22 protein-coding genes and 1 tRNA gene are annotated in these 21,401 nt (G+C 60.4%); 17 read left to right on the top strand and 6 right to left on the bottom strand.

All coding sequences use genetic code 11. The annotated features are described in order from the left end of the window. Nucleotides 1-3: 3 nt before the first annotated feature. Together INQ43_RS05515 and hisS are read right to left on the bottom strand one after the other, a co-directional pair. A complete protein-coding gene (locus INQ43_RS05515; protein WP_194037358.1) occupies nucleotides 4-1,890 on the bottom strand; it encodes an aromatic amino acid lyase in 1,887 nt (628 codons plus the stop codon). Beyond that, entirely contained in the window at nucleotides 1,887-3,269 is a 1,383-nt protein-coding gene (gene hisS / locus INQ43_RS05510) for a histidine--tRNA ligase (protein WP_194037357.1), read from the bottom strand. Before hisS ends, INQ43_RS05515 begins: the two co-directional genes overlap by 4 nt. Nucleotides 3,270-3,405: 136 nt before the next feature. Here hisS and INQ43_RS05505 point away from each other — a divergent pair. The 4 genes from INQ43_RS05505 to INQ43_RS05490 all read left to right on the top strand — a co-directional run bounded on the left by INQ43_RS05505 (nucleotide 3,406) and on the right by INQ43_RS05490 (nucleotide 5,180). Further along, nucleotides 3,406-3,482 (top strand) — tRNA-Pro (locus tag INQ43_RS05505). Between the two features lie 324 nt (nucleotides 3,483-3,806). Further along, complete coding sequence (locus tag INQ43_RS05500) at nucleotides 3,807-4,214, top strand: hypothetical protein (RefSeq protein WP_194037356.1); 408 nt, start codon at nucleotides 3,807-3,809, stop codon at nucleotides 4,212-4,214. Nucleotides 4,215-4,289: 75 nt separating this feature from the next. Continuing rightward, on the top strand, nucleotides 4,290-4,805 hold the full coding sequence (locus INQ43_RS05495) for a GNAT family protein (protein WP_129135519.1): 516 nt from the start codon (nucleotides 4,290-4,292) through the stop codon (nucleotides 4,803-4,805). A 123-nt stretch (nucleotides 4,806-4,928) separates the two neighbouring features. Continuing rightward, nucleotides 4,929-5,180 (top strand): hypothetical protein, encoded by a 252-nt coding sequence (locus tag INQ43_RS05490; protein WP_194037355.1) that lies wholly within the window; start codon nucleotides 4,929-4,931, stop codon nucleotides 5,178-5,180. Between the two features lie 1,017 nt (nucleotides 5,181-6,197). On the opposite strand, the gene INQ43_RS05485 is transcribed toward INQ43_RS05490, so the two are convergent. Further along, nucleotides 6,198-7,157 (bottom strand): IS110 family transposase, encoded by a 960-nt coding sequence (locus tag INQ43_RS05485; RefSeq protein WP_194037354.1) that lies wholly within the window; start codon nucleotides 7,155-7,157, stop codon nucleotides 6,198-6,200. A gap of 199 nt (nucleotides 7,158-7,356) precedes the next feature. On the opposite strand from INQ43_RS05485, the gene INQ43_RS05480 reads away from it, so the two are divergent. The 3 genes from INQ43_RS05480 to INQ43_RS05470 all read left to right on the top strand — a co-directional run bounded on the left by INQ43_RS05480 (nucleotide 7,357) and on the right by INQ43_RS05470 (nucleotide 9,155). Next, nucleotides 7,357-8,028, top strand: coding sequence for a hypothetical protein (locus tag INQ43_RS05480; RefSeq protein ID WP_194037353.1), 672 nt, complete (start codon nucleotides 7,357-7,359; stop codon nucleotides 8,026-8,028). A gap of 107 nt (nucleotides 8,029-8,135) precedes the next feature. Continuing rightward, nucleotides 8,136-8,438, top strand: coding sequence for an antibiotic biosynthesis monooxygenase (locus tag INQ43_RS05475; RefSeq protein ID WP_194037352.1), 303 nt, complete (start codon nucleotides 8,136-8,138; stop codon nucleotides 8,436-8,438). Nucleotides 8,439-8,939: 501 nt separating this feature from the next. After that, nucleotides 8,940-9,155, top strand: a complete 216-nt coding sequence (locus INQ43_RS05470) for a hypothetical protein (RefSeq protein ID WP_194037351.1) — start codon at nucleotides 8,940-8,942, stop codon at nucleotides 9,153-9,155. A gap of 9 nt (nucleotides 9,156-9,164) precedes the next feature. On the opposite strand, the gene INQ43_RS05465 is transcribed toward INQ43_RS05470, so the two are convergent. The 3 genes from INQ43_RS05465 to INQ43_RS05455 form a co-directional block, all read right to left on the bottom strand. Then, a protein-coding gene (locus tag INQ43_RS05465) for an IS3 family transposase (RefSeq protein ID WP_194036671.1) occupies nucleotides 9,165-10,279 on the bottom strand; the annotation gives its coding sequence in 2 pieces (ribosomal slippage) (nucleotides 9,165-10,027 and nucleotides 10,027-10,279; 1,116 coding nt in all). Between the two features lie 385 nt (nucleotides 10,280-10,664). Continuing rightward, nucleotides 10,665-11,522 carry a transposase gene (locus tag INQ43_RS05460; RefSeq protein WP_255518490.1) on the bottom strand — a complete coding sequence of 286 codons (858 nt, stop codon included), beginning with the start codon at nucleotides 11,520-11,522 and terminating at the stop codon, nucleotides 10,665-10,667. 66 nt (nucleotides 11,523-11,588) lie between these two features. Further along, a protein-coding gene (locus tag INQ43_RS05455) for an IS3 family transposase (protein ID WP_194036671.1) occupies nucleotides 11,589-12,703 on the bottom strand; the annotation gives its coding sequence in 2 pieces (ribosomal slippage) (nucleotides 11,589-12,451 and nucleotides 12,451-12,703; 1,116 coding nt in all). Nucleotides 12,704-13,029: 326 nt separating this feature from the next. Between INQ43_RS05455 and INQ43_RS05450 the strand changes: the two genes are divergently transcribed. From INQ43_RS05450 to INQ43_RS05405, 10 genes are all read left to right on the top strand, one after another. Then, nucleotides 13,030-13,428, top strand: a complete 399-nt coding sequence (locus INQ43_RS05450) for a hypothetical protein (protein ID WP_194037349.1) — start codon at nucleotides 13,030-13,032, stop codon at nucleotides 13,426-13,428. 576 nt (nucleotides 13,429-14,004) lie between these two features. Further along, nucleotides 14,005-14,235, top strand: a complete 231-nt coding sequence (locus tag INQ43_RS05445; RefSeq protein ID WP_343221406.1) for a hypothetical protein — start codon at nucleotides 14,005-14,007, stop codon at nucleotides 14,233-14,235. A gap of 770 nt (nucleotides 14,236-15,005) precedes the next feature. After that, nucleotides 15,006-15,317, top strand: coding sequence for an immunity 53 family protein (locus tag INQ43_RS05440; RefSeq protein WP_194037348.1), 312 nt, complete (start codon nucleotides 15,006-15,008; stop codon nucleotides 15,315-15,317). A 59-nt stretch (nucleotides 15,318-15,376) separates the two neighbouring features. Then, on the top strand, nucleotides 15,377-15,829 hold the full coding sequence (locus INQ43_RS05435) for a hypothetical protein (protein ID WP_194037347.1): 453 nt from the start codon (nucleotides 15,377-15,379) through the stop codon (nucleotides 15,827-15,829). 57 nt (nucleotides 15,830-15,886) lie between these two features. Beyond that, on the top strand, nucleotides 15,887-16,225 hold the full coding sequence (locus tag INQ43_RS05430) for a hypothetical protein (protein ID WP_194037346.1): 339 nt from the start codon (nucleotides 15,887-15,889) through the stop codon (nucleotides 16,223-16,225). 149 nt (nucleotides 16,226-16,374) lie between these two features. Continuing rightward, on the top strand, nucleotides 16,375-16,983 hold the full coding sequence (locus tag INQ43_RS05425; RefSeq protein ID WP_194037345.1) for an HAD family hydrolase: 609 nt from the start codon (nucleotides 16,375-16,377) through the stop codon (nucleotides 16,981-16,983). Nucleotides 16,984-17,099: 116 nt separating this feature from the next. Beyond that, nucleotides 17,100-17,585, top strand: a complete 486-nt coding sequence (locus tag INQ43_RS05420) for a shikimate kinase (RefSeq protein ID WP_194037344.1) — start codon at nucleotides 17,100-17,102, stop codon at nucleotides 17,583-17,585. Nucleotides 17,586-18,005: 420 nt separating this feature from the next. Next, nucleotides 18,006-20,420 (top strand): CocE/NonD family hydrolase, encoded by a 2,415-nt coding sequence (locus INQ43_RS05415; protein ID WP_228062629.1) that lies wholly within the window; start codon nucleotides 18,006-18,008, stop codon nucleotides 20,418-20,420. Between the two features lie 94 nt (nucleotides 20,421-20,514). Beyond that, nucleotides 20,515-20,865 carry a tRNA-binding protein gene (locus INQ43_RS05410; RefSeq protein WP_194035423.1) on the top strand — a complete coding sequence of 117 codons (351 nt, stop codon included), beginning with the start codon at nucleotides 20,515-20,517 and terminating at the stop codon, nucleotides 20,863-20,865. A 93-nt stretch (nucleotides 20,866-20,958) separates the two neighbouring features. After that, nucleotides 20,959-21,351 (top strand): cupin domain-containing protein, encoded by a 393-nt coding sequence (locus tag INQ43_RS05405; RefSeq protein ID WP_194035422.1) that lies wholly within the window; start codon nucleotides 20,959-20,961, stop codon nucleotides 21,349-21,351. The last annotated feature ends 50 nt before the right edge of the window (nucleotides 21,352-21,401 follow it).

The following is a 21,401-nucleotide window of genomic DNA, read 5'->3' as shown; positions in this document are numbered from 1 at the left end:
GGTTCAGCTGCTGCGCGCAGCCGCCAGCACGTCGCCGTCCACGACCAGTTGCACCGCAGCCGCGACATCGCGATCCAGGGCGCGGTCGCGCTCCAGGAACGGGATCCGCGCCCGGATCGCGGCATGCGCCGCGGCCACCGCGTCGCCTGGATGGAAGGCCTCCGCCTCCGCCAGCTCTCCGCGCAGGGCATCCACCTCGGCCAGGAACGCCGCATGATCTTCGGCATTGCGCGGGGCACCCTGGATTTTCGCCGCCAGCGCTTCAGCGTCGCCCTGTCGGGCCAGCTCGCGGGCAGCGTTGATCATGTCGGTGCGCAGGTCCAGCGCCTGGGCAGCGGTATACAGCTCCAGGCCCAGCACCTTGCCCAGGTCATCGGCCATCGCCAGCACGTGGCGCGCCTCGTTGGCGCCCATGGATACGTGGTCCTCGGCATTGGCGCTGGTGGGGATGGAATACACCGAGGCCGGCATCGCGCGGCTGGTGAGGTCGTTGACGATCGCCGCGGCGGTGTACTGCACGATCATGAAGCCCGACTCGGTGGCGTCCTCGTTGCCGATCAGGAAAGCCGGCAGGCCGTCGTTGGTGGCGGGATCGACCAGCTTGTTGAGGCGGCGCTCGGAGATGCTCGCCAGCACCGGGATGGCCGCCTTGACGTAGCTCATCGCCAGCGCGAGCGGCATGCCGTGGAAGTGGCCGGCGGAAATCACCTGCTGCTCGACGTGCTCGGCATCGGCGTCGGGGAAGATGATCGGGTTGTCGGTCAGCGCGTTGAGTTCGATGTCCAGCACGCGCGCGGCCTGGGCAACCGCGTCGCGGACCGCGCCATGCACCTGCGGGATGCAACGCAGCGAGTAGCTGTCCTGCGGCTGGTGCTTCTTGCCGCCCTTGAACGGACGAAAGCGGGTGTAGAACTTCTCGCGCCCGTGGCGCTGGTCCAGCGGAACCCAGTTCCAGCCGATGTCGAATCGCAGCGCCTGCGCCTCCGGCGTGTCCCAGCTCTGCGCCGTCCACGGCTTGAACGTCGGGACCAGGTGATAGGGAATATCCGACAGGGTGGAACCTTCCAGCAGCTTGCGCAGGTGCGCGGCGACTTCGACCTGACCGGGATGCGGCCGCAACTCGTGGACCTTCCCGGCAAACGCGCCCAGGCGTCCGGCGAAGGCATCAATGGTCATCGCCGCGGCGAGGTCGGCCGTGTCCAGCAGATCCTCCAGTCTGGACAGCGCCAGCACGCCGCAGGCGAGCATCTGCGCGGTGCCGTTGTTGAGCGCCAGCCCTTCCTTGTACGACAGCGTGACCGGCGCCAGGCCCGCGCGTTCCAGCGCGTCGGCGCCGCTGATGCGCTCGCCCTGATAGAACGCCTCGCCACCGCCCAGCAGCACGATGGCGAGATGCGACAACGGCGCGAGGTCGCCCGAGGCACCGACGGAACCCAGCTGCGGCACCACCGGCACGATGCCTGCGTTGAGCATCGCCACCAGCGCCTGCAGGGTCTCCACCCGGACGCCGGAGTGACCACGCATCAGCGTGTTGATGCGGATGCACAGCATCGCGCGCACCACGTCGGCCGGGAACGGTTCGCCCACGCAGACGGCGTGGGTGACGATCAGGTTGCGCTGCAGTTCCGCGTGCAGGCTCTCGCCGGTCGGCTCCTCGCCGGGCAGCGCCTCGCGCACGCGACGCGCACCCAGCAGGCGGTCGGCGTTGCTGCCAAAGCCGGTGGACACACCGTAGATGGGCTCCTCCCGGCGCACCTGCTCGGCCAGGAAATCGGCGGCGCGGGCGACGGCGGGCAACTGCTCGGCAGCGAGCTCGACGTGCGCGCCATGGGCAACCGCGACCAGCCCGCCCCGCGTCAGCGAGCGCCCGTCAAGACGGACCGGCTTCATCGCTGCACCTCCGGCTGGGCCAGCTCGACCCGCAGCGCGCGCGCCAGCTCCCCCCGCTCGACCTCGAACTGATCGGCGCGGCGCAGGTCCTTGACCGTCACCGTGCCCTTGGCCATCTCGTCCTCGCCCAGCACGACCACGAAGCGGATGCCGGCGCGGTCGGCGTACTTGAACTGGCGCGCCAGCTTGGACGCCTCCATCACCACCTCGGTGTTGATGCCGGCATGGCGCAGGTCGTTGGCGATCGCCAGGCAGTCCGGCAGCGAGCCGCTGTCCATCTGCGTCACCAGCACCTGCACCGAGCTGGCGGCGGTCTCCACCAGGCCGGCCTCGCGCAGCTGCCAGAACAGCCGGGTGAGGCCGATGGAAATGCCGACGCCCGGCAATTTCGATTTGGTGTAGTGGCTGGCGAGATCCTCATAGCGGCCGCCGGAACAGATCGACCCGATCTGGGGGTAGTCATCCAGCGTGGTCTCGTAAACGGTGCCGGTGTAGTAATCGAGGCCGCGCGCGATGGAGAAATTGAGCGCGTAGTCGGACTCGGGAACGCCCATCGCCCGGACCAGCGCCAGCACCTCACGCAGCTCGGTGATGCCCTCGCGCAGCGCCTCGTTGCGCTCGCCCAGCGCATCCAGCTGCGCCAGCGCGTCGGCGTGCGAGCTCGAGCGAACCTGGACGAAGGTCAGGATGTTGTCGACGGCCGCTGCAGGCAGGCCGAAGTCCGGACCTGTCAGCGTCTCCCGCACATAGTCGGGACCGCGCTTGTCGATCTTGTCGACCTCGCGCAACACCCGCGCCTGCAGCTCGCCATCGGCGACGCCCTGGGCCTCGAAGAAGCCACGCAGCAGCTTGCGGTTGTTCAACTGGATGGTGAACCTGCCGATCGCCAGCTCGGAAAACACCGCGTGGATGACGGCGGGGATCTCGGCGTCGTAGCGCACCGACAGCGCATCCTTGCCGATCACGTCGATGTCGCACTGGTAGAACTCGCGGAACCGCCCGCGCTGCGCGCGCTCGCCGCGATACACCCGCTGCATCTGGTAACGGCGGAACGGGAACGTCAGATCGTGCTCGTGCTCGGCGACGTATCGCGCCAGCGGCACCGTCAGGTCGAAACGCAGCGCCAGCTCAGGAACGCCCTCCCCGCCGACGGCAGCCTTCTCGAGCGCGCCGGTGGACTGGACGAAATAGACCTGACGCTCGGTCTCGCCACCGGACTTGGTCAGCAGCACGTCCGACAGCTCCATGACCGGCGTCTCCACCGGCAGGAAGCCGAAGCGCTCGTAGTTGCGGCGGATGACGTCGAGCATGCGCTGGAAGGCAATCTGGTCACGGGGCAGCAGCTCCATGATCCCGGGAGGCGTACGCGGCTTGATCAAGCAGGACTCCAGTGACAGAACGTCGCGATAGATGGTGCACAGTTTAGCGGCCCGGCCCCCTCCATGCCGGCCCGGGCGCGGCACCCGGGCCCTTGCGCAGTCCGGTGACGGTGCTTACAATCACCGGCTCTGCAGTCGGGGTGTAGCTCAGCCTGGTAGAGCGCTACGTTCGGGACGTAGAAGTCGCAGGTTCGAATCCTGTCTCCCCGACCACTTGCCAGCCACGCGCTGCAAGGCAGAAAGCAAAAGCCGGCCATGTGCCGGTTTTTTTGTGCCTTTGGGGAAAGGGATGGTCGCTCCAGCGCAGCCAAGCGGACACAGCGCGGGCGCGATTGCGCTCGAGCGGACGTAATGCGATATTTCGGCCGGGGAACGACGTCTAGGGCTGAGCCGGGATTAGACACAAGTGTTATGCACCTCGAGTTGGGGTAACCCACTGATTTATCGGGTGCAGCCACTCAAAAAGAAGACCCGGACTTCGGGATTAGACACAGGGAATAGGCACCAATCTGGTGCCGAATAGGTGTTAGGCCGCTCATGAATAATCTTCGAAGTCTTGCGATCACCCTCTATGCTCTGATGGCTCTTTGTGCGCCAAGCCCATCTCATGGGCAGGCTACCGGGCCTATCATGGGTGCATTCAATCTCCACTTCACAGACGACCTTGTTGGCAAGTGTGCTGCGAGCTATCCAGCAAGCGCAGCAAACATTACCGAAGCGTTTGAGAGCATGAAGATCAGAAATAGATCTTACCTGTCATTTAGCGACTGGAATGACATCAGGCGCAAGAATAAGGAAATTGCCTTAGCTCAGCCGGAGCGCAACGAATACATAAATGAGATTGTCAACGATCGGAGTTGCGCGCTCGTGCTCGGTCAACTTTCAGTCAGTGGCGAACTTGATCAACACATTGCCAAGCACTTTCCAAAGATCTATGGGCCCTAAGGCGCGGCCTAACGATTCGTTCAAGCCGCTGCCGCTTCGCGGCACGGCTTAACTCTGGTGTTAGGCCCCTCCCATATGCTGTCGCTATCTGCACCCACGGCCGAGGACGAACAGGACTTGGGGCAGTTTGAGTTCACAAACCGGGCGTTCTTCGAATCACATATTAATGCGAGGGCGACATCCTTCTATGAGCCGGGCGGAATCGCAAAGGCGATCGCAGTTGCTCAGGCCGAAGCAGCAGAGGGCAGCGCGTATCAGTTCCTCGCGAGAAACGGGTCGGGCCACCTTGTCGCCCGTGTCAACCTTACCCGGGTCCGTGGCGACCACTTCCATAGCGCGGAACTGGGCTATCGCGTAGCCCAAGACCATGGCGGCAAAGGCTACGCGACTGAGGCAGTTCGGCTTGCGCTAGATTATGCTTTTGTGCGGCTCCGGCTTCACCGAGTCGAGGCCGCAGTTCGTGTAGGGAACGAAGCCTCGGCCAAAGTGCTTCTGCGAAACGGCTTTGTGCAATTCGGCCATTCAAGCCAGAGCTTCTGGCTCTCTGGCCAGTGGCACGACGTGCTTCACTTCGAACGGCACGGTGCCTAACAACGCGCTCAAGCCGACTCCGCATCGGGGCGCAAACCACATGGCAGGTACAGCTTTCCATGTGCTTCACGCCCCGCTGCGGCGCGGCTTAGCTTAGGTGTTAGAACTCACGGGGAGAGTTACATGAGCATCAAAGACACAATCGCTTCAGCCGGCCGCAATCTGCATACGGTGATCATCACCGCGCGAGAAGATGACGGTAGCATCGAGACACGAGAGGCGGAGCCGTACAGCTATCGCACAACTGCTGGTACTGAGAAGTTCTTCTGCTATGACGTTGCCAAGGGCGGCACCAGGAACTTCCATGTTCACAAGATCATCTCTGTTGAGGAGACGCAGAATTCCTTTGCATCGCGTTGGGAAGTCGAGGTGTGAGTTCTAACAATTCATTCAAGCCGATGCCGCTTTGCGGCACGGCTTAATTCTGGTGTTAGGTGCTGAACTGACAGATCATGGAATCTTGGGGACCAGCAATAAGCGGCGTAATCGGAGGCACACTCGCTACTTGGCTATGCGCTGCATGGTCAAGATGGGTTCCAACCGTATGCAACCGCAAGCAATCCAAGACGCTACTTCGCCAGAATCGCGCAGCTATTTGGATGTCAAACATTGTCTTTTTCACTGGGATCATCGCAGGGATATTGGCGTACACAGAGGGTTATTTCCAAGACAACGATTGGCGTGGCTTCGGACTTGGGGCGGGGTTCGGCTTCACTGCTCCACTTCTCATTCTTCCACTTTTCGCTATAGCCGGTGGTCGAGATCCCCGGGAGGCATTTGTCGCATTCGCAATCTCGCAGAGAAGTCCAATGTTTGCCCTCTACGGACTTCTCATCGCGGGCACTGGAATCTTCTGCTGGGCCTTGGTCAGCACCCTCAGCACCTAACTATTCGTTCAAGCCGACACCGCTTCGTAGCTTCACCTTTGCGCCTGCGCTACGCTAGCGCAAAGCTTTCGCCACTGCGCGGCGCGGCTTAACCCAGGTGTTAGACCGCATGAAAGCTCTGCTGGCTATTCTGACCATCTCCGGGATGCTGCTCGGAGTTCCTGCGTGTCAGACGCCCCACGAGCCGGCCAAGGCTCCTCTGCCTTGGCGCTGCGGCGATAAGCTGATTCCGCTTGACGAGGCCAAAGCACTGATGGCTACCTGCCAGGTCACTGCCATCTATCAGGCACACCAAGGACCTGTCGCTCTCACTCTCGTCGGAGGAAACTCCGTATGCTTTCACCAGCCGCGCATAGATTGGGTATTCTTTGAGGCGCGCAGAGCGTGTCCCTCCGCAAACATAACAGAGACCACCGAGTAGCGTCGCGGCGGTCTAACAATTCATTCAAGCCGACACCGCTTCGCGGCGCGGCTTAATTCAGCAACTGTCTTGCAGTCCTGCTGCTCAGACCATCGCATGCCCCTCCGCTCGCAGCTCGTCGCGTCGCCTGGCATTGACGATTCCCAGCAGCTTGCGCATGCAGGCCACCAGAGCGATCTTGCCCAGCTTGCCGCGCTCCCGTAGCTGCAAGTAATGCGCTTTCATCATCGGATCCCAGCGCACCGCCGCCAACGTGGCCATATACAGTGCGACTCGCACCGAGGATCGGCCGCCGCGGATGCGACGTTTGCCGGAACCTTGTCCACTGTCGCGATTCATTGGTGCCACGCCCACCAGCTTTGCGATCTGCCTGCGATCCAAGTGCCCAAGTTCGGGAAGCAAGGCGAGCACGGTCGCCTGGAACACCGGACCCAACCCTTTGCTGGATTGAACCGCCGGTGTGGCGTGTTCTTTAACCAGAGTACGGATGGCGGCATCGATCGCAGCCTGTTCGCGCACCAGCGCAGCGATGGTTCGAGCCACGAGCTTGCGCACCTCGCTGGGGGCCATCGCGGACTGTTGTTTCTGTGCCTGCAATGTCATGACAACCTGGCTGCGTCGACGCAGCCAGCCTCGCAGTTCGCGCTGCCAGAGCGGCAATGCCACATGGCAACGCAGACGATCCGCAAACAGGTCGGCCATCAGTGCCAGCAGGCGGGCATCGATGGCATCGGTCTTGGCCAATTCACCGGTGGCCCGGGCAAAGTCCCGCGCCTGGCGCGGGTTCACCCGTGCGATCCACAAGCCACCATCGCAGCACGCTTCCAGCAGCGGCTCTTCGTAGCCGCCGGTGGCTTCCACTACGATCCGGGTGGCCTTCAACGTTCGCAGTCGCTTGACCGCCTTGGTGATCCCCGCCCTGGTATTGGGATAGCGGGTCACCGCTGCCTGTCCGTTAACAGCCAGATCCAGGCTGGCCTTGCCCACGTCGATCCCCACTGCCGTCATGTCGATTCTCCGATACAGTTGGCGGGTCGAGAGCATCGCGTCCGAGGCCCACGCTTATCAGTTCGAGGGAAACCTCGAGCAACTGTTCGGGCGCAGGGCGCGAGATCCGGCATGCGGCCCCTGCTGAATTACGGTGGGCTGACACCGAGGTGTTATCGGGCGCGCATGCCGGGCTCTCGGCGCTCAGCGTAGGGGAACTTCAAGACATAAGGTGTTAGAGCGCTCAGGACACATCATGGCTTCTGACAAATTGCAACCACCGAAGCCAAGCAAAGGCGACACCGCCCATGCCTTGGCTAAAGCTGGAATATCGGCAATTCCAATGATCGGGGGTCCGGGTGCTGAGCTGTTCCAGCACATCGTGCAGCCGCCTATCGAGAAGCGTCGCGTTGAGTGGATGGGCTACGTTGGTGAGAAGCTCATTGAATTGGAGAGCCGCGGCGTTGACATCGGGCAGCTCAGCGAGCACGAAGAGTTTGTTTCAGCAGTGCTGCATGCTTCGCAGATAGCTATCCGCACACACCGTCAAGAGAAGCGAGAGGCCCTTCGCAATGCCTTGTTCAACATTGCTTCTGGCAAGGCCCCCGAAGAATCTCTACAGCAGATATTCCTTGAGTACATCGACGCCTTCTCGGAGCTTCACGTACAGCTACTCAAGTTCTTCCAGACGCCTCCAAACACATCTAACGTAATGATGGGCGCGTTGTCGTCCGTCATTGAGCAAGGGATGCCGAACCTCAAGGGCAAGCGACAGGCCTACGGACAGGTATGGAATGATCTCATCGCGCGAGGCCTTCTAGACAATGTTGGGTTGCACGTGATGATGACCGGGCAGGGACTAGCCGGGAAACGTACCACCGAGCTTGGAGACGCCTTCCTTGACTTCATCTCAGAGCCCGCGCTCTAACAATTCATTCAAGCCGACGCTGCTTCGCAGCGCGGCTTAATTCTGGTGTTAGGCTTGCAAGAGAACATCGCGTATCGTGATGTCGTTGTAACAACAGGAGACATGTCATGGTCAAAGTAGCCTTGTTCGTTCGCCTTGAAGCGAAACCCGGAAAAGAGAAAGAGGTTGAGAGCTTCCTTATGAGCGGCCTTCCCATCGTTAATGAGGAGCCTGCCACCACTGCTTGGTTTGGCATTCGCCTTGGGCCAAGCACTTTCGGAATCTTTGATGCTTTCCCGAATGAAGCGGGTCGGCAAGCCCATCTCTCCGGCAAGGTCGCAGCAGCGTTAATGGCAAAGACAGGTGAGTTGTTCTCCGAGCCCCCATCCATCGAAAAAGTTGATGTACTTGCGGCAAAGCTACCCGGCTAGCAAGCCTAACAATTCGTTCAAGCCGAACTTGCTTCGTTACACCAAAGCCATGGCAGAAAGAGCTTGCCATGGCTTTGGCTCCACTACGCAAGTCGGCTTAACTCAGGCGTTAGGCCGCAGTAAAAGCATAATGTGTGGCCATGCGTTGTCGTAGCGATTGTTTGAGTCGCTTCACCATAGTTTCTGGTCCCGCAACACATGATTGGACCGCTCCGCCGGAGTCAGCGGAGACATCTGCAGGCCTGCGCCGCAGGGTTCTCGCTCGGGCACAACGCGGCAACCGTGCAAGCCCGCGCAGGGCAGCTCATCGGGCGAAGGCACCGTTTCTCGCGTTGCTCCCAGCTGGGCCTTTCGCAAGTGATCTTTCTCGGCTACGGTTGCAACCTAACTGGCAGTTCAAGCCGAACCCCCGAAGTCCATTTCCAGGCAGAGTCGTTGTTCTATTTCCGCCAACCTCCGCTCTACGTGTCGGGGGTCGGCTTAACTACGGTGTTAGGCCCCATGCCCAACTCTGCCGCAGACACAACCAAGATCGAGCGCGCGGTATTACAGTCCGTGCTCAAGTCTTTGGACGAAAAGCCGCTTTACGTTGCCAGGAAGAGGCCATTCGCGCTCTACTTAGTGGCTGCAGTCGTGGCTGGCTTTGCAATTTCTTGGCTCGACTTGGCGTTCTTTAGCCATCCGGTCATTCGTGCTGTCGAGCCGCTGTTCGCGTAAGCTTCCCCGTCAAGTAGACACTTCAAAAGTAGAGTTTCCAGCTTGGCGTTGGCGGTACTCCGCCGGCGTCAAATCGCCGAGGGAATCGTGGGGGCGTTCTTCGTTGTACTCGAGCATCCACCAGTACGCCGCCTCGCGAACATCGTCGAGGCGGGCGAAGAGGTGCTGGTCCAGAACCTCTTCGCGGAGGGTCCGGTTGAAGCGTTCGATGTAGGCATTCTGGTTGGGCTTGCCGGGCTGGATATACCGGATGGCCATGCCGTTGGCCTTTGCCCACTGGATGAACGTCTCGCCCAGGAACTCGGGGCCGTTGTCGGTGCGCAGCACCTGCGGCAGGCCGTGGTCGCGCTTGAGCTGCTCGAAGATGCGCACCAGGCGGGCGGAGTTGATCGATGTGTCGACTTCAATGTGCAGCGCCTCGCGGTTGAAATCGTCGACCACGTTGAAGGTGCGGAATCGCCGACCGCACGCCAGTGCGTCAGACATGAAGTCCGCCGACCAGACCATATCTGGCAGCCGTGGCACGTACAGCGGCACCCGCTGGCGTTTGGGCAGGCGGCGCTTCACGGGCCGTCGCAGGTTGAGTTTCATGGCCTTGTACACCCGATAGATTCGCTTGTGGTTCCACTCCGGCCGGCGACGGTGCAGCAGCTTGCGGCACTTCCAGAAACCGCGGGCCGGGCGCTCCTCGACCAGTTCCGCCAGCGCGGCGATCACTTCGGCATCGCGCACCGTCCAGTCCAGCGGCGGGCGGTACCAAGCCGCACGCGACAGGCCCACGCATGCACAGGACCGGCGCAGTGGCCGCGCGTGCACCTCGACCAGGTACCGCACCGCCTCGCGCTTCTGCTCCGGCCCTACAGTTTTTTTGCAATCAGATCCTTCATCGCCGCGTTGTCCAGCGCCAGCTCCGCATACATGCGTTTGAGCCTGCTGTTCTCGGCCTCCAGATCCTTTACCCGCCGCAGCTCCGACGCCTCAAGGCCGCCGTACTTCGACTTCCAGTTGTAGTACGTCGGCGTGCTGATGCCGGCCTGCCGGCAGATGTCCTTGACGGGCAAGCCGGCATCGGCCTGCTTGAGGATCGAGACGATCTGGGACTCGGTGAAACGGGACTTCTTCATGGAACCTCCTGGCTGAGGGGAAGATGCCAGAAAGCTCTACTTATGGGTTGTCTACTGAATGGGGAAGCTTACGACACGTCTGGCACAAGCGGTACTTACCAAGCCTACGGAAACACCACGTACCGCAACGATAGTGATGGGTACGGAACCACAAGTCAGACTTACGGCAACACTACTTACACCAACGACAACCAAGGTAATAGCGCCACCACCACGCGTTACGGCAATACCAACTACACCACTGACAGTAGTGGCAATAGCCGCACCTGCACTACTTACGGCAATCAGACCTATTGCAACTGATGGCCGTGGCCTAACAATTCGTTCAAGCCGAAGCCACTTCGTGGCTCGGCTTAACTCAGCAACTGTCTTGCAGTCCTGCTGCTCAGACCATCGCATGCCCCTCCGCTCGCAGCTCGTCGCGTCGCCTGGCATTGACGATTCCCAGCAGCTTGCGCATGCAGGCCACCAGAGCGATCTTGCCCAGCTTGCCGCGCTCCCGTAGCTGCAAGTAATGCGCTTTCATCATCGGATCCCAGCGCACCGCCGCCAACGTGGCCATATACAGCGCGACTCGCACCGAGGATCGGCCGCCGCGGATGCGACGTTTGCCGGAACCTTGTCCACTGTCGCGATTCATTGGTGCCACGCCCACCAGCTTTGCGATCTGCCTGCGATCCAAGTGCCCAAGTTCGGGAAGCAAGGCGAGCACGGTCGCCTGGAACACCGGACCCAACCCTTTGCTGGATTGAACCGCCGGTGTGGCGTGTTCTTTAACCAGAGTACGGATGGCGGCATCGATCGCAGCCTGTTCGCGCACCAGCGCAGCGATGGTTCGAGCCACGAGCTTGCGCACCTCGCTGGGGGCCATCGCGGACTGTTGTTTCTGTGCCTGCAATGTCATGACAACCTGGCTGCGTCGACGCAGCCAGCCCCGCAGTTCGCGCTGCCAGAGCGGCAATGCCACATGGCAACGCAGACGATCCGCAAACAGGTCGGCCATCAGTGCCAGCAGGCGGGCATCGATGGCATCGGTCTTGGCCAATTCACCGGTGGCCCGGGCAAAGTCCCGCGCCTGGCGCGGGTTCACCCGTGCGATCCACAAGCCACCATCGCAGCACGCTTCCAGCAGCGGCTCTTCGTAGCCGCCGGTGGCTTCCACTACGATCCGGGTGGCCTTCAACGTTCGCAGTCGCTTGACCGCCTTGGTGATCCCCGCCCTGGTATTGGGATAGCGGGTCACCGCTGCCTGTCCGTTAACAGCCAGATCCAGGCTGGCCTTGCCCACGTCGATCCGTAAGCTTCCCCGTCAAGTAGACACTTCAAAAGTAGAGTTTCCAGCTTGGCGTTGGCGGTACTCCGCCGGCGTCAAATCGCCGAGGGAATCGTGGGGGCGTTCTTCGTTGTACTCGAGCATCCACCAGTACGCCGCCTCGCGAACATCGTCGAGGCGGGCGAAGAGGTGCTGGTCCAGAACCTCTTCGCGGAGGGTCCGGTTGAAGCGTTCGATGTAGGCATTCTGGTTGGGCTTGCCGGGCTGGATATACCGGATGGCCATGCCGTTGGCCTTTGCCCACTGGATGAACGTCTCGCCCAGGAACTCGGGGCCGTTGTCGGTGCGCAGCACCTGCGGCAGGCCGTGGTCGCGCTTGAGCTGCTCGAAGATGCGCACCAGGCGGGCGGAGTTGATCGATGTGTCGACTTCAATGTGCAGCGCCTCGCGGTTGAAATCGTCGACCACGTTGAAGGTGCGGAATCGCCGACCGCACGCCAGTGCGTCAGACATGAAGTCCGCCGACCAGACCATATCTGGCAGCCGTGGCACGTACAGCGGCACCCGCTGGCGTTTGGGCAGGCGGCGCTTCACGGGCCGTCGCAGGTTGAGTTTCATGGCCTTGTACACCCGATAGATTCGCTTGTGGTTCCACTCCGGCCGGCGACGGTGCAGCAGCTTGCGGCACTTCCAGAAACCGCGGGCCGGGCGCTCCTCGACCAGTTCCGCCAGCGCGGCGATCACTTCGGCATCGCGCACCGTCCAGTCCAGCGGCGGGCGGTACCAAGCCGCACGCGACAGGCCCACGCATGCACAGGACCGGCGCAGTGGCCGCGCGTGCACCTCGACCAGGTACCGCACCGCCTCGCGCTTCTGCTCCGGCCCTACAGTTTTTTTGCAATCAGATCCTTCATCGCCGCGTTGTCCAGCGCCAGCTCCGCATACATGCGTTTGAGCCTGCTGTTCTCGGCCTCCAGATCCTTTACCCGCCGCAGCTCCGACGCCTCAAGGCCGCCGTACTTCGACTTCCAGTTGTAGTACGTCGGCGTGCTGATGCCGGCCTGCCGGCAGATGTCCTTGACGGGCAAGCCGGCATCGGCCTGCTTGAGGATCGAGACGATCTGGGACTCGGTGAAACGGGACTTCTTCATGGAACCTCCTGGCTGAGGGGAAGATGCCAGAAAGCTCTACTTATGGGTTGTCTACTGAATGGGGAAGCTTACGGATCCCCACTGCCGTCATGTCGATTCTCCGATACAGTTGGCGGGTCGAGAGCATCGCGTCCGAGGCCCACGCTTATCAGTTCGAGGGAAACCTCGAGCAACTGTTCGGGCGCAGGGCGCGAGATCCGGCATGCGGCCCCTGCTGAATTACGGTGGGCTGACACCGAGGTGTTATCGGGCGCGCATGCCGGGCTCTCGGCGCTCAGCGTAGGGGAACTTCAAGACATAAGGTGTTAGGCCTCAGGGAGAGAGTCATGCAAGGACCACTCAAGAGCATTCTCGCCGGCGCAGTGTCGGGCATCGCCACCTACTTCTTTTCGCTACGCGCGCTCGGATACACCAACGCGTTCGTGATGCCGTCGTGGGCTTCATTGGCGGCTTGGGAGATCTTGGTCGTTCTTGGGCTAGGGGCAACGCTGGTGGCGTTAGTGGTTCACCTCATCGCCGTGCATATTCTTCGGGCCAATGCTCCCTTGGCCCTAGCCTCGTTTTTTGGCACCACGCTCCTCGCAATGGCACTAGCGGGCCTGCTTACTTTCGGTGCAAAGACGCTCGCTGCTTGGCTTCTCGGCGCGTTCCTAGCATCGCTGGCGTACCGCAAGCTGCGGCCTAACAATGCGTTCAAGCCGAAGCCGCTTCGCGGCTCGGCTTAACTTGGGTGTTAGGCCTTGTTTCCCGCACTGTTGTTGCCGGGTTCCAGGCGATCTGTAGCGCCTCGCTTGTCCACAGCGTTTGCACCTCGCACGCGCGACACAGGCATCGGCAGTCAGCCCCGCAGCACCTCGGCTTCGGACGGGCGCGACGCTCTGCAAGATTCGACCGGCCGAGTCGACTTCGGATAGAGCGCTGTGAGAGTTCTTGGCCACGCGAGTCGCTGGTTCTGGCTTCGGCCCCGCCCAGTGCCAGCCTCAGGCCGTTCGGCCAGACTTGTTGTACTGTTCGGCGCAGGGGTTGGGCTGTCGCAAGATCGGGCACAAGCTCGGCGTGCGGCGGCCTAACAAGTCGTTCAAGCCGAAGCCGCTTCGTTACGCAAACCACATGGCAGGTAAAGCTTGCCATGTGCTTCGCTCCACTACGCGGCTCGGCTTAACTCTGGCGTTAGCCGCTGTGAGAGAGAGCTGCGTGGAAACCATTAGCTTCGACGATTTCCTGAAAGTTGAGCTGCGCGTTGGCCGGGTCGTAAGCGCGTCGGTGTTTGCGGAAGCGCGAAAGCCGCCTATGTCTTGCACGTGGACTTCGGCAAGAACCTTGGCGTCAAGAAGTCCAGCGCACAGATCACGGCGCTCTACCGACCTGAGGAGCTTGTCGGCAAGCTGGTGGTAGCCGTCGTCAACTTCCCTCGCAAGCAGGTAGGCCCTTTAATGTCCGAGTGTCTGGTGACCGGGTTCCATAATGAGCAGGGGGAGGTCGCGCTCTGCGTGCCCGATCAGGCAGTTCCACTTGGTACGAGGCTGCTGTAGTGGCGGCTAACAAGTCATTCAAGCCGATGCCGGTTCGCGGCACGGCTTAATTCTAGTGTTAGACCTCATGAATCGCGAAGCCACACTTCTTGCACTTGATGTTCTAATTCGGATTGGCTTTGGCGTCTGGGCAGTTTTCTGTCTTCGCTACCTCTGGCGAAGCTTCAGGCGTGACTTCGTCTACATCAATGGGCAGGTTGCTACTCGTAAAGCTGAGCCCCTTGGATTCTGGCTCGCCGTACTTTCGCTTGTAGGAGTGGTAGGTATCAGCGCTTACGTGGTGCTCAATGGTCTTTAAACCGGGCGTTGGGCTGAGGTCTAACTGGTCAATCAAGCCGACCGCTGACGCAGCGGCTTATTTCTGGCGTTAGCTGTCATGAGAAACATTGCGGCCACCCTACTAATACTAGCCCCACTGGCAGCGACTAGCAGTGGCGTGGTTCGTCCTGCCCACATTGAACCCGTCCCGCTGCCACCGCACGCCTGTGACAAGAAGCCAAAAGGCTTTACTTGCTCTGTGACAGTCAAGCTGCATGTGATGGCCGGCGGCGTCGTTGACCGCGTCGAGATTCTTGAGTCATCTAGAGACCGCCCTTGTGACGTCTCAACAAGGCTTGCTGCAGCGAAATATCGTTTTGACCAGAAGATCAGCCGGCTTGAGTACACGACCACCATCGACTCGTACAGTTGTGGCATCGGAAATGACAGCTAACCATTCATTCAAGCCGACGCCGCTTCGCGGTGCGGCTTAATTTTGGTGTTAGGCCGCAATGGATAGTCTCGCCCTTCTCCAGCAGTGGTACCTCCAGCAGTGCGACGACGACTGGGAGCACACCTATGGCGTCCGGATCGATACGTTGGACAACCCAGGCTGGAACCTGGAAATCGACCTAACCGGTACACGGCTGGAGGGAAAGCCGTTCGATCCCGTTCACTACGGCATGTTCAATGAGGCGGAGACCAGCGGACACGAGTGGATCTTCTGCAAGGTGGAAGACAACAGGTTCAGTGCCGGCGGCGGGCCGCTCAAGCTCAGCGAGATCATCAATGTGTTTTTGCACTGGGCCGGGGTTGCGGCCTAACCATTCATTCAAGCCGACGCCACTTCGTGGCGCGGCTTAATTCGAGTGTTAGGCCTCACATGGCAGATTTCGACAGATTCACTACAGACCACTGGACAGTCGCGTTCCCCGGCGACTGGATTGATAAATCTGAAGGTAGTGAGGCCCTGTACTTTGAATCGCCTCACGGCGACAAGGGGCTCTACATCAGTCTTTGGCTAATGTCAGACCAAGAGTTGCGTGGCTCTAGAGAGTTGGTGGAGACCTTCCAGACAACAGAGATCGCCTCTTTCCTCCCAAAGAGTGAGAACTGGGAGCTGCTCAACCGCAGCATCAGCGACTCTGAATCCCCGGTCATAGGTTTCTGGGAGGGTATCAACCATGAACGTTCTTACCGTGTATCGGGCAAACAACTTGCCGCCGCCAAATTTGTTCTTCGAGCAACATTTCATGACTATGATTGCAGCGACCGCGTAGCCTCCGCTGAGTCATTCGCGCCAATTATTGACTCACTTCAACTGCGTGAGGCCTAAGAATTCATTCAAGCCGAAACCGCTTCGCGGTTCGGCTTAATTCTGGTGTTAGGCCCCATGCCCAACTCTGCCGCAGACACAACCAAGATCGAGCGCGCGGTATTACAGTCCGTGCTCAAGTCTTTGGACGAAAGGCCGCTTTACGTTGCCAGGAAGAGGCCATTCGCGCTCTACTTAGTGGCTGCAGTCGTGGCTGGCTTTGCAATTTCTTGGCTCGACTTGGCGTTCTTTAGCCATCCGGTAATTCGTGCTGTCGAGCCGCTGTTCGCTCTTGCGCTGGGAGCGGCCACTACATACGCGGTGCTCAGGGCCGTGTCAAAAGCTAGGTGGTCGTTCTTAGTCCAGTATGTTGATCGTGCAGCAGTTGAGGCTAGGCTGCGTGAGCTCGGGGGGTGAATTTACACATCAAGTGCGACAAACGCCTAACAGGTCGTTCAAGCCGAACCCCCGAAGTCTTATTTCCAGGCATAGTCCTTGCTCGATTTCCGCCAACCTCCGGCTTACTTGTCGGGGGTCGGCTTAACTACGGTGTTAGCGCCCATCAAATGACACTAGCTCTCTTCGACTTCGACGGAACGATCACGACGAGAGAGACCATGCCGGACTTTCTAAGGTGCTCTATCTCCCCAGCGCGGCTTATCCTCGGGCAGCTCCTCTTGGCCCCTCTGATTGTCGGCTATAGGTTGGGGCTTGTCTCAGGCACATCTGTCCGTCGCGCCATCGTTCGCTTCGGCTACACCGGGACCACGGTTGCTGCACTCAGAGCGCACGGACAAGAGTTCGCTCGTAACTTTCTGCCCGCTACGGTTCGACCAGAGATGATGCACCGGATTTCTTGGCACAAAGCGCAAGGTCACAAGGTGGTGGTCGTATCCGGTGGCCTCGATACCTATCTGGCACCTTGGTGCCGCCAGCATGGCCTAGAGCTCATCTGCTCCGCACTTCAAGAGCACGATGGAGTTCTGACTGGGCGCTATGTGGGAGAGCAATGCGTCCTGGAGGAAAAAGCGCGGCGTGTTCGTGAACGCTACGATCTGTTGAACTTCAGCGAGATCTACGCCTATGGCGACACACCAGAGGACAAAGATCTCCTGAGTATGGCGACACGTAGGTACTATTGCGGGAAAGAGGTCGGCGCAGTGGATGGGCTCTAACTGGTCGTTCAAGCCGAGCCCCCGAAGTCTCATTTCCAGGCAGAGTCGTAGTTGCATTACCATCAGCATCCGGCCAACGCGTTGGGGGCCGGCTTAACTACGGTGTTTAGGCCGCTATGAGGTTTCTCGTTTTCGGTAATTCCGGCTCTGGCAAAAGCACCTTGGCTAAGCAGTTGGCCGCGCAGCATGAGCTGGCCCTTCTCGACCTCGATTCCATCGTCTGGGAGACCGGCAAAGTCGCAGTCCAACGCCCACCTGATGCGATTGCCGCGTCCTTGGCGGCGTTCCTTTCCGAGCACAGCTGCTGGGTCATCGAGGGTTGCTACGGCGAGCTCGTTCAAGCTGCGGCCCTCCATTGCACAGAGCTTGTTTTCCTTAATCCGGGCCTTGAGACGTGCTTGGAGCACAACCGCAGGCGTCCTTGGGAGCCTCACAAGTACGCGTCGAAAGAAGTGCAAGACCAGATGCTAGAGAACCTGCAAGCGTGGGTTACGGGCTACTATCAGCGGCAAGACCAGTGGTCGTACCGGGCCCACCGCCAAATGTTTGATTCTTTCGCGGGTCCCAAGAGCGAGCGCCTCAGTGGCAACACAGTCGCGTGATGAATCGTCCCAGCAACTGCGGCGCGCGCCTAACTGGGCGTTCAAGCCGAAGTCCCGAAGTCCCATCTCCAAGCAGACTCGTGGTTCAATTCCCACCAACCACCGGCCTGCGCGTTGGGGGTCGGCTTAACTACGGTGTTAGACCACATATGCAGATTCTGATAGGCGCAATGCCCTGGATGCTAGGAGGGAGCGGAGCTGCGCTCCTGTGGTCGTTAGCTAGTGCGTCGCACCCGTCCCTTTTTGCAGTTCTCTGCATTTCATCAGCCACGCTGCTATCCAATTTGTATCTGATCTGGTTCCTTCGCGACGGCATGGGGCCAGACGCAGTCACATCAACCGCGGTGGAGGGAGCACAGCGTGTGGGCATAGGCGCAGCTGTCGCAATAGGCATTTGGCTACTCGTCAATGGACTGGCACTTGCGCGCTACCGATCTCATCATCACCGTGGGGTTAATTGTACTGATCAAGTGCGACATTCCCGTAACGCGTCATACCAAAACAGACATCTGTCAGGGGAAGCCAGTGACCCGACACCTTGCAGTGGCAGGATTATTTTTGCTCCTTGCGGGCTGCGCGTTGGCGCCCGTTCTCCCTCCACCCCAGCTCTCAGAACCCATCCGGACGACCGAGTCGCCTGCATACGGGCTCAAGCTTCCCACTAGGCCGGATGATACCGACCAGCTTGCGGTGGTCATGCCGCAGCTCGCCAGGCAGGTCACGACGAGCTACGTTGAGAATGACCGCCGACGCTATCTCGACAACCTGCTGCGCCTTCAACTGGTTTCCGCAGATCCCGCAACCGCCCTGGCTACGCTCGCCGAGCTCCATGAAACGCCATCGGAAGGCTCTTCGAGCACTGAGCCGGTACTGGTGGCGCTGGAGATCTATGCAACTGCCCGGACAGTGATGTTGCCCGATGAAGGCGATTTCAAAAATATTTACGGCGCGGCGTTCCGCGCCGCCTTCGCTGGACTCAGCGACCTGGAAGCCTCGGACGTCACCTACTGGCTCGAGACGCCCGGTTTCGTGCATGAGCGGAACCTGGCGGATGCACTCAGTGGGGCGGCTGAGGATGACCTGTCGGAGGCGGATGCAATAAAGCTCGTCCGCGCCTATCTCGCACAACAGATGAATGTGGAAACGCAGGCGATGTTGCCCGGCCTCATCGCCGCCGAGAAGGAACAACGCTACGAGGTAGCCGACGACGTGCTGATCCACACGCCCGATGGCGGAACGCTTTCGGCCCTCGTGGTGCGACCGCGAAGCGCCCAGGGACCGCTGCCCACTGCGCTGCTCTTCACCATATATACTGACGAGACCGGCAACAGGCAGGCTGCCGAGACAGCTGCTGCCCATGGATATGTCGGTGTCGTCGCCGATACCCGGGGCAAGCGCTTGAGCCCCGACCCCGTGGAGCCCTACGAACACGAGGTGGACGACACCTACGCCGTCATCGACTGGACCAGTCGTCAGCCATGGAGCAACGGCGACGTCGGCATGTACGGGGGCAGCTACTCGGGTTACACGGCCTGGGCGGCTACCAAGCGGCTCCATCCGGCGCTGAAAACGATCGTGGCGTACGTCGCCGCGATGCCCGGGCTCGGGTTGCCGATGTGGAACAACGTCTTCCTCAACGCCAACTACGGTTGGGGCTTCTACGTCAGCAACAACAAGTCGCTCGACAACGATGTGTATCGAGATCCCGACAGGTGGGATGCCCTGAATAACAAATGGTACGCGAGCGGGCGCCCGTACCGCGAGATTGACAAGGTCGACGGCACGCCCAATCCGCTGCTGCAGCGATGGCTGGATCACCCCGCGTACGACTCTTACTGGCAGGCGAAGGCACCCTACCGGCAGGACTACGCGCGCATCGACATCCCAGTGCTGTCGATTACCGGCTACTACGACGATGGGCAGATCTCCGCCCTGCACTACCTCACCGAGCACCTCAAGTACAACAAGAACGGCGAGCATTATCTGATAGTGGGCCCATACGACCATTTCAGCGCGCAGTCCCGCCGGAAGCCGCGCGAGCTTCGTGGCTACACGTTGGATCCGGTCGCGCAGTTCGATACGCAGGAGCTCACCTTCCAATGGCTGGATCACGTGCTGCGCGACGGCGCACGGCCTGCTCTGCTCAAGGACCGCGTCAATTACCAAGTCATGGGGGCCAATGTCTGGCGGCACGCACGCTCACTGGACGCCATGAGCACTGAAATACTGAAGCTGTATCTGACGAACGAACCGGCTGGTGAAAAACGTTTCCGCTTGACAGGCCGCTTGCCGGCAAAGTCTGCCAGCCTCGAACAGGTGGTGGACCTCGCAGATCGCGGCGCCTCCCATAACGACTACTACCCTGCTCCCATAAAGGGCAAGGAAGCCTCGTCCACGGGACTGGCATTTGTCAGCGAACCGTTGGATGAACCCATTTCAGTGAATGGGATGTTCAGCGGCGCGCTGAATGTCACCATCAACAAGCGAGACGTCGATCTCGGCGCAGTACTGTACGAAGTCCAGCCCGATGGGACGCTACTCCAGCTCTCCTATTATCTCGGTCGTGCGAGTTTCGCGGATAACATGAGCCATCGGAGCTTGCTGAAGCCCGGCGAAAAGACCTCGATCGAAATCAAGCGTTCCTTGTTGGTCAGCCGGCAACTCCAAGGGGGCAGTAGGCTGATGGTTGTGGTGGACGTCAACCTGAATCCGTATCACCAGATCAACTACGGCACCGGCCGCGACGTCAGCGACGAATCCATCGCCGATGCAGAGGAGCCTCTGGAGATTGCCTGGCATTCAGACAGCTACCTGGAGATTCCCATCTCACGTTAGAGCACGCTTGGTACCCGTGCAGTATGCAAAACCGCTCATTCGATACCATCCCAACCCCCCTCGCCGGCAAACACCCATCCGCGTCACAACACCCATGACCGAACCGACGCCTCCTATCTCCTTCGACGATTTCCTCAAGGTCGAGCTTCGCGTCGGCCGCATCGTTGACGCGTACCCATTCAAAGAAGCACGCAAGCCGGCCTACGTGTTGCAGGTCGACTTTGGCGAGGCGATCGGCGTCAGGAAGTCCAGCGCCCAGATCACCGGGCTTTACCAGCCTGAGGAGTTGATAGGGAACCTGGTCGTGGCCGTCGTCAATTTCCCCCGCAAGCAGATCGGGCCGTTGATGTCCGAGTGCCTCGTCACCGGGTTCCACGACGCGGATGGAAACGTGGCGCTATGTGTTCCCGATAAGCCCGTTCCGCTTGGGACGCGGCTGCTCTAGCAAGGGCATGCATCGACACGCTGCCTGAGCATGGGTTGATAATAGTTTGCGTGGACGAGCGCCGCGACTTGATCGCAAGTGGAGGGCTCCTTGATGCCTGCCGACATCCTCACCAGTTATCTCCACTTCCGCGATGACGGGCGCGCGGACATGGTCACCGTGTCGCCTGCATTCTGGAAGGAACTCGCAGGCGGAAAACACCCGGAGCTCGATAACGGCAGGCTGATGACGGCATTCAGCTTCTCCGAGCCGTGGTCGATGTGGGAACGTCATCCGGCAGGCGAAGAGCTGGTCATGCTGCTCTCAGGGGCAGCAACGGTAGCGCTGGAGGAGGTCGGTCAGGAACGGGTCGTGCAACTGACCGAGCCAGGAGGTTACGTGCTCATACCCCGGAACGTATGGCACACCGCAAGAACGTCCGTACCAACCACCATGGTGTTCCTGACCCCCGGTGCAGGGACGGAGCATCGCCCGCTGGGCCGGTGACGGTGAGCTTTCTCCGCTAACGCTCCGCGCACATCGCGCGCGTTAAGGTC

It is taken from the genome of Lysobacter sp. H23M47, assembly GCF_015209765.1.
Classification (GTDB): Bacteria; Pseudomonadota; Gammaproteobacteria; order Xanthomonadales; family Xanthomonadaceae; genus Novilysobacter; species Novilysobacter avium.
Note: the sequence above shows the minus strand (reverse complement) of the source record. Positions and strands in the feature narration are given on the sequence as shown.

What these genes read in the sequence shown, in the direction of transcription:
- INQ43_RS05430 (WP_194037346.1), top strand. Translation starts at nt 15,887, where the DNA reads ATGCCCAACTCTGCCGCAGACACAACCAAGATCGAGCGCGCGGTATTA.
- INQ43_RS05475 (WP_194037352.1), top strand. Translation starts at nt 8,136, where the DNA reads ATGGTCAAAGTAGCCTTGTTCGTTCGCCTTGAAGCGAAACCCGGAAAA.
- INQ43_RS05485 (WP_194037354.1), bottom strand. Translation starts at nt 7,157, where the DNA reads ATGCTCTCGACCCGCCAACTGTATCGGAGAATCGACATGACGGCAGTG.
- INQ43_RS05425 (WP_194037345.1), top strand. Translation starts at nt 16,375, where the DNA reads ATGACACTAGCTCTCTTCGACTTCGACGGAACGATCACGACGAGAGAG.
- INQ43_RS05405 (WP_194035422.1), top strand. Translation starts at nt 20,959, where the DNA reads ATGCCTGCCGACATCCTCACCAGTTATCTCCACTTCCGCGATGACGGG.
- INQ43_RS05450 (WP_194037349.1), top strand. Translation starts at nt 13,030, where the DNA reads ATGCAAGGACCACTCAAGAGCATTCTCGCCGGCGCAGTGTCGGGCATC.
- INQ43_RS05435 (WP_194037347.1), top strand. Translation starts at nt 15,377, where the DNA reads ATGGCAGATTTCGACAGATTCACTACAGACCACTGGACAGTCGCGTTC.
- INQ43_RS05420 (WP_194037344.1), top strand. Translation starts at nt 17,100, where the DNA reads ATGAGGTTTCTCGTTTTCGGTAATTCCGGCTCTGGCAAAAGCACCTTG.
- INQ43_RS05410 (WP_194035423.1), top strand. Translation starts at nt 20,515, where the DNA reads ATGACCGAACCGACGCCTCCTATCTCCTTCGACGATTTCCTCAAGGTC.
- INQ43_RS05495 (WP_129135519.1), top strand. Translation starts at nt 4,290, where the DNA reads ATGCTGTCGCTATCTGCACCCACGGCCGAGGACGAACAGGACTTGGGG.
- INQ43_RS05480 (WP_194037353.1), top strand. Translation starts at nt 7,357, where the DNA reads ATGGCTTCTGACAAATTGCAACCACCGAAGCCAAGCAAAGGCGACACC.
- INQ43_RS05440 (WP_194037348.1), top strand. Translation starts at nt 15,006, where the DNA reads ATGGATAGTCTCGCCCTTCTCCAGCAGTGGTACCTCCAGCAGTGCGAC.
- INQ43_RS05490 (WP_194037355.1), top strand. Translation starts at nt 4,929, where the DNA reads ATGAGCATCAAAGACACAATCGCTTCAGCCGGCCGCAATCTGCATACG.
- INQ43_RS05470 (WP_194037351.1), top strand. Translation starts at nt 8,940, where the DNA reads ATGCCCAACTCTGCCGCAGACACAACCAAGATCGAGCGCGCGGTATTA.
- INQ43_RS05500 (WP_194037356.1), top strand. Translation starts at nt 3,807, where the DNA reads ATGAATAATCTTCGAAGTCTTGCGATCACCCTCTATGCTCTGATGGCT.
- INQ43_RS05515 (WP_194037358.1), bottom strand. Translation starts at nt 1,890, where the DNA reads ATGAAGCCGGTCCGTCTTGACGGGCGCTCGCTGACGCGGGGCGGGCTG.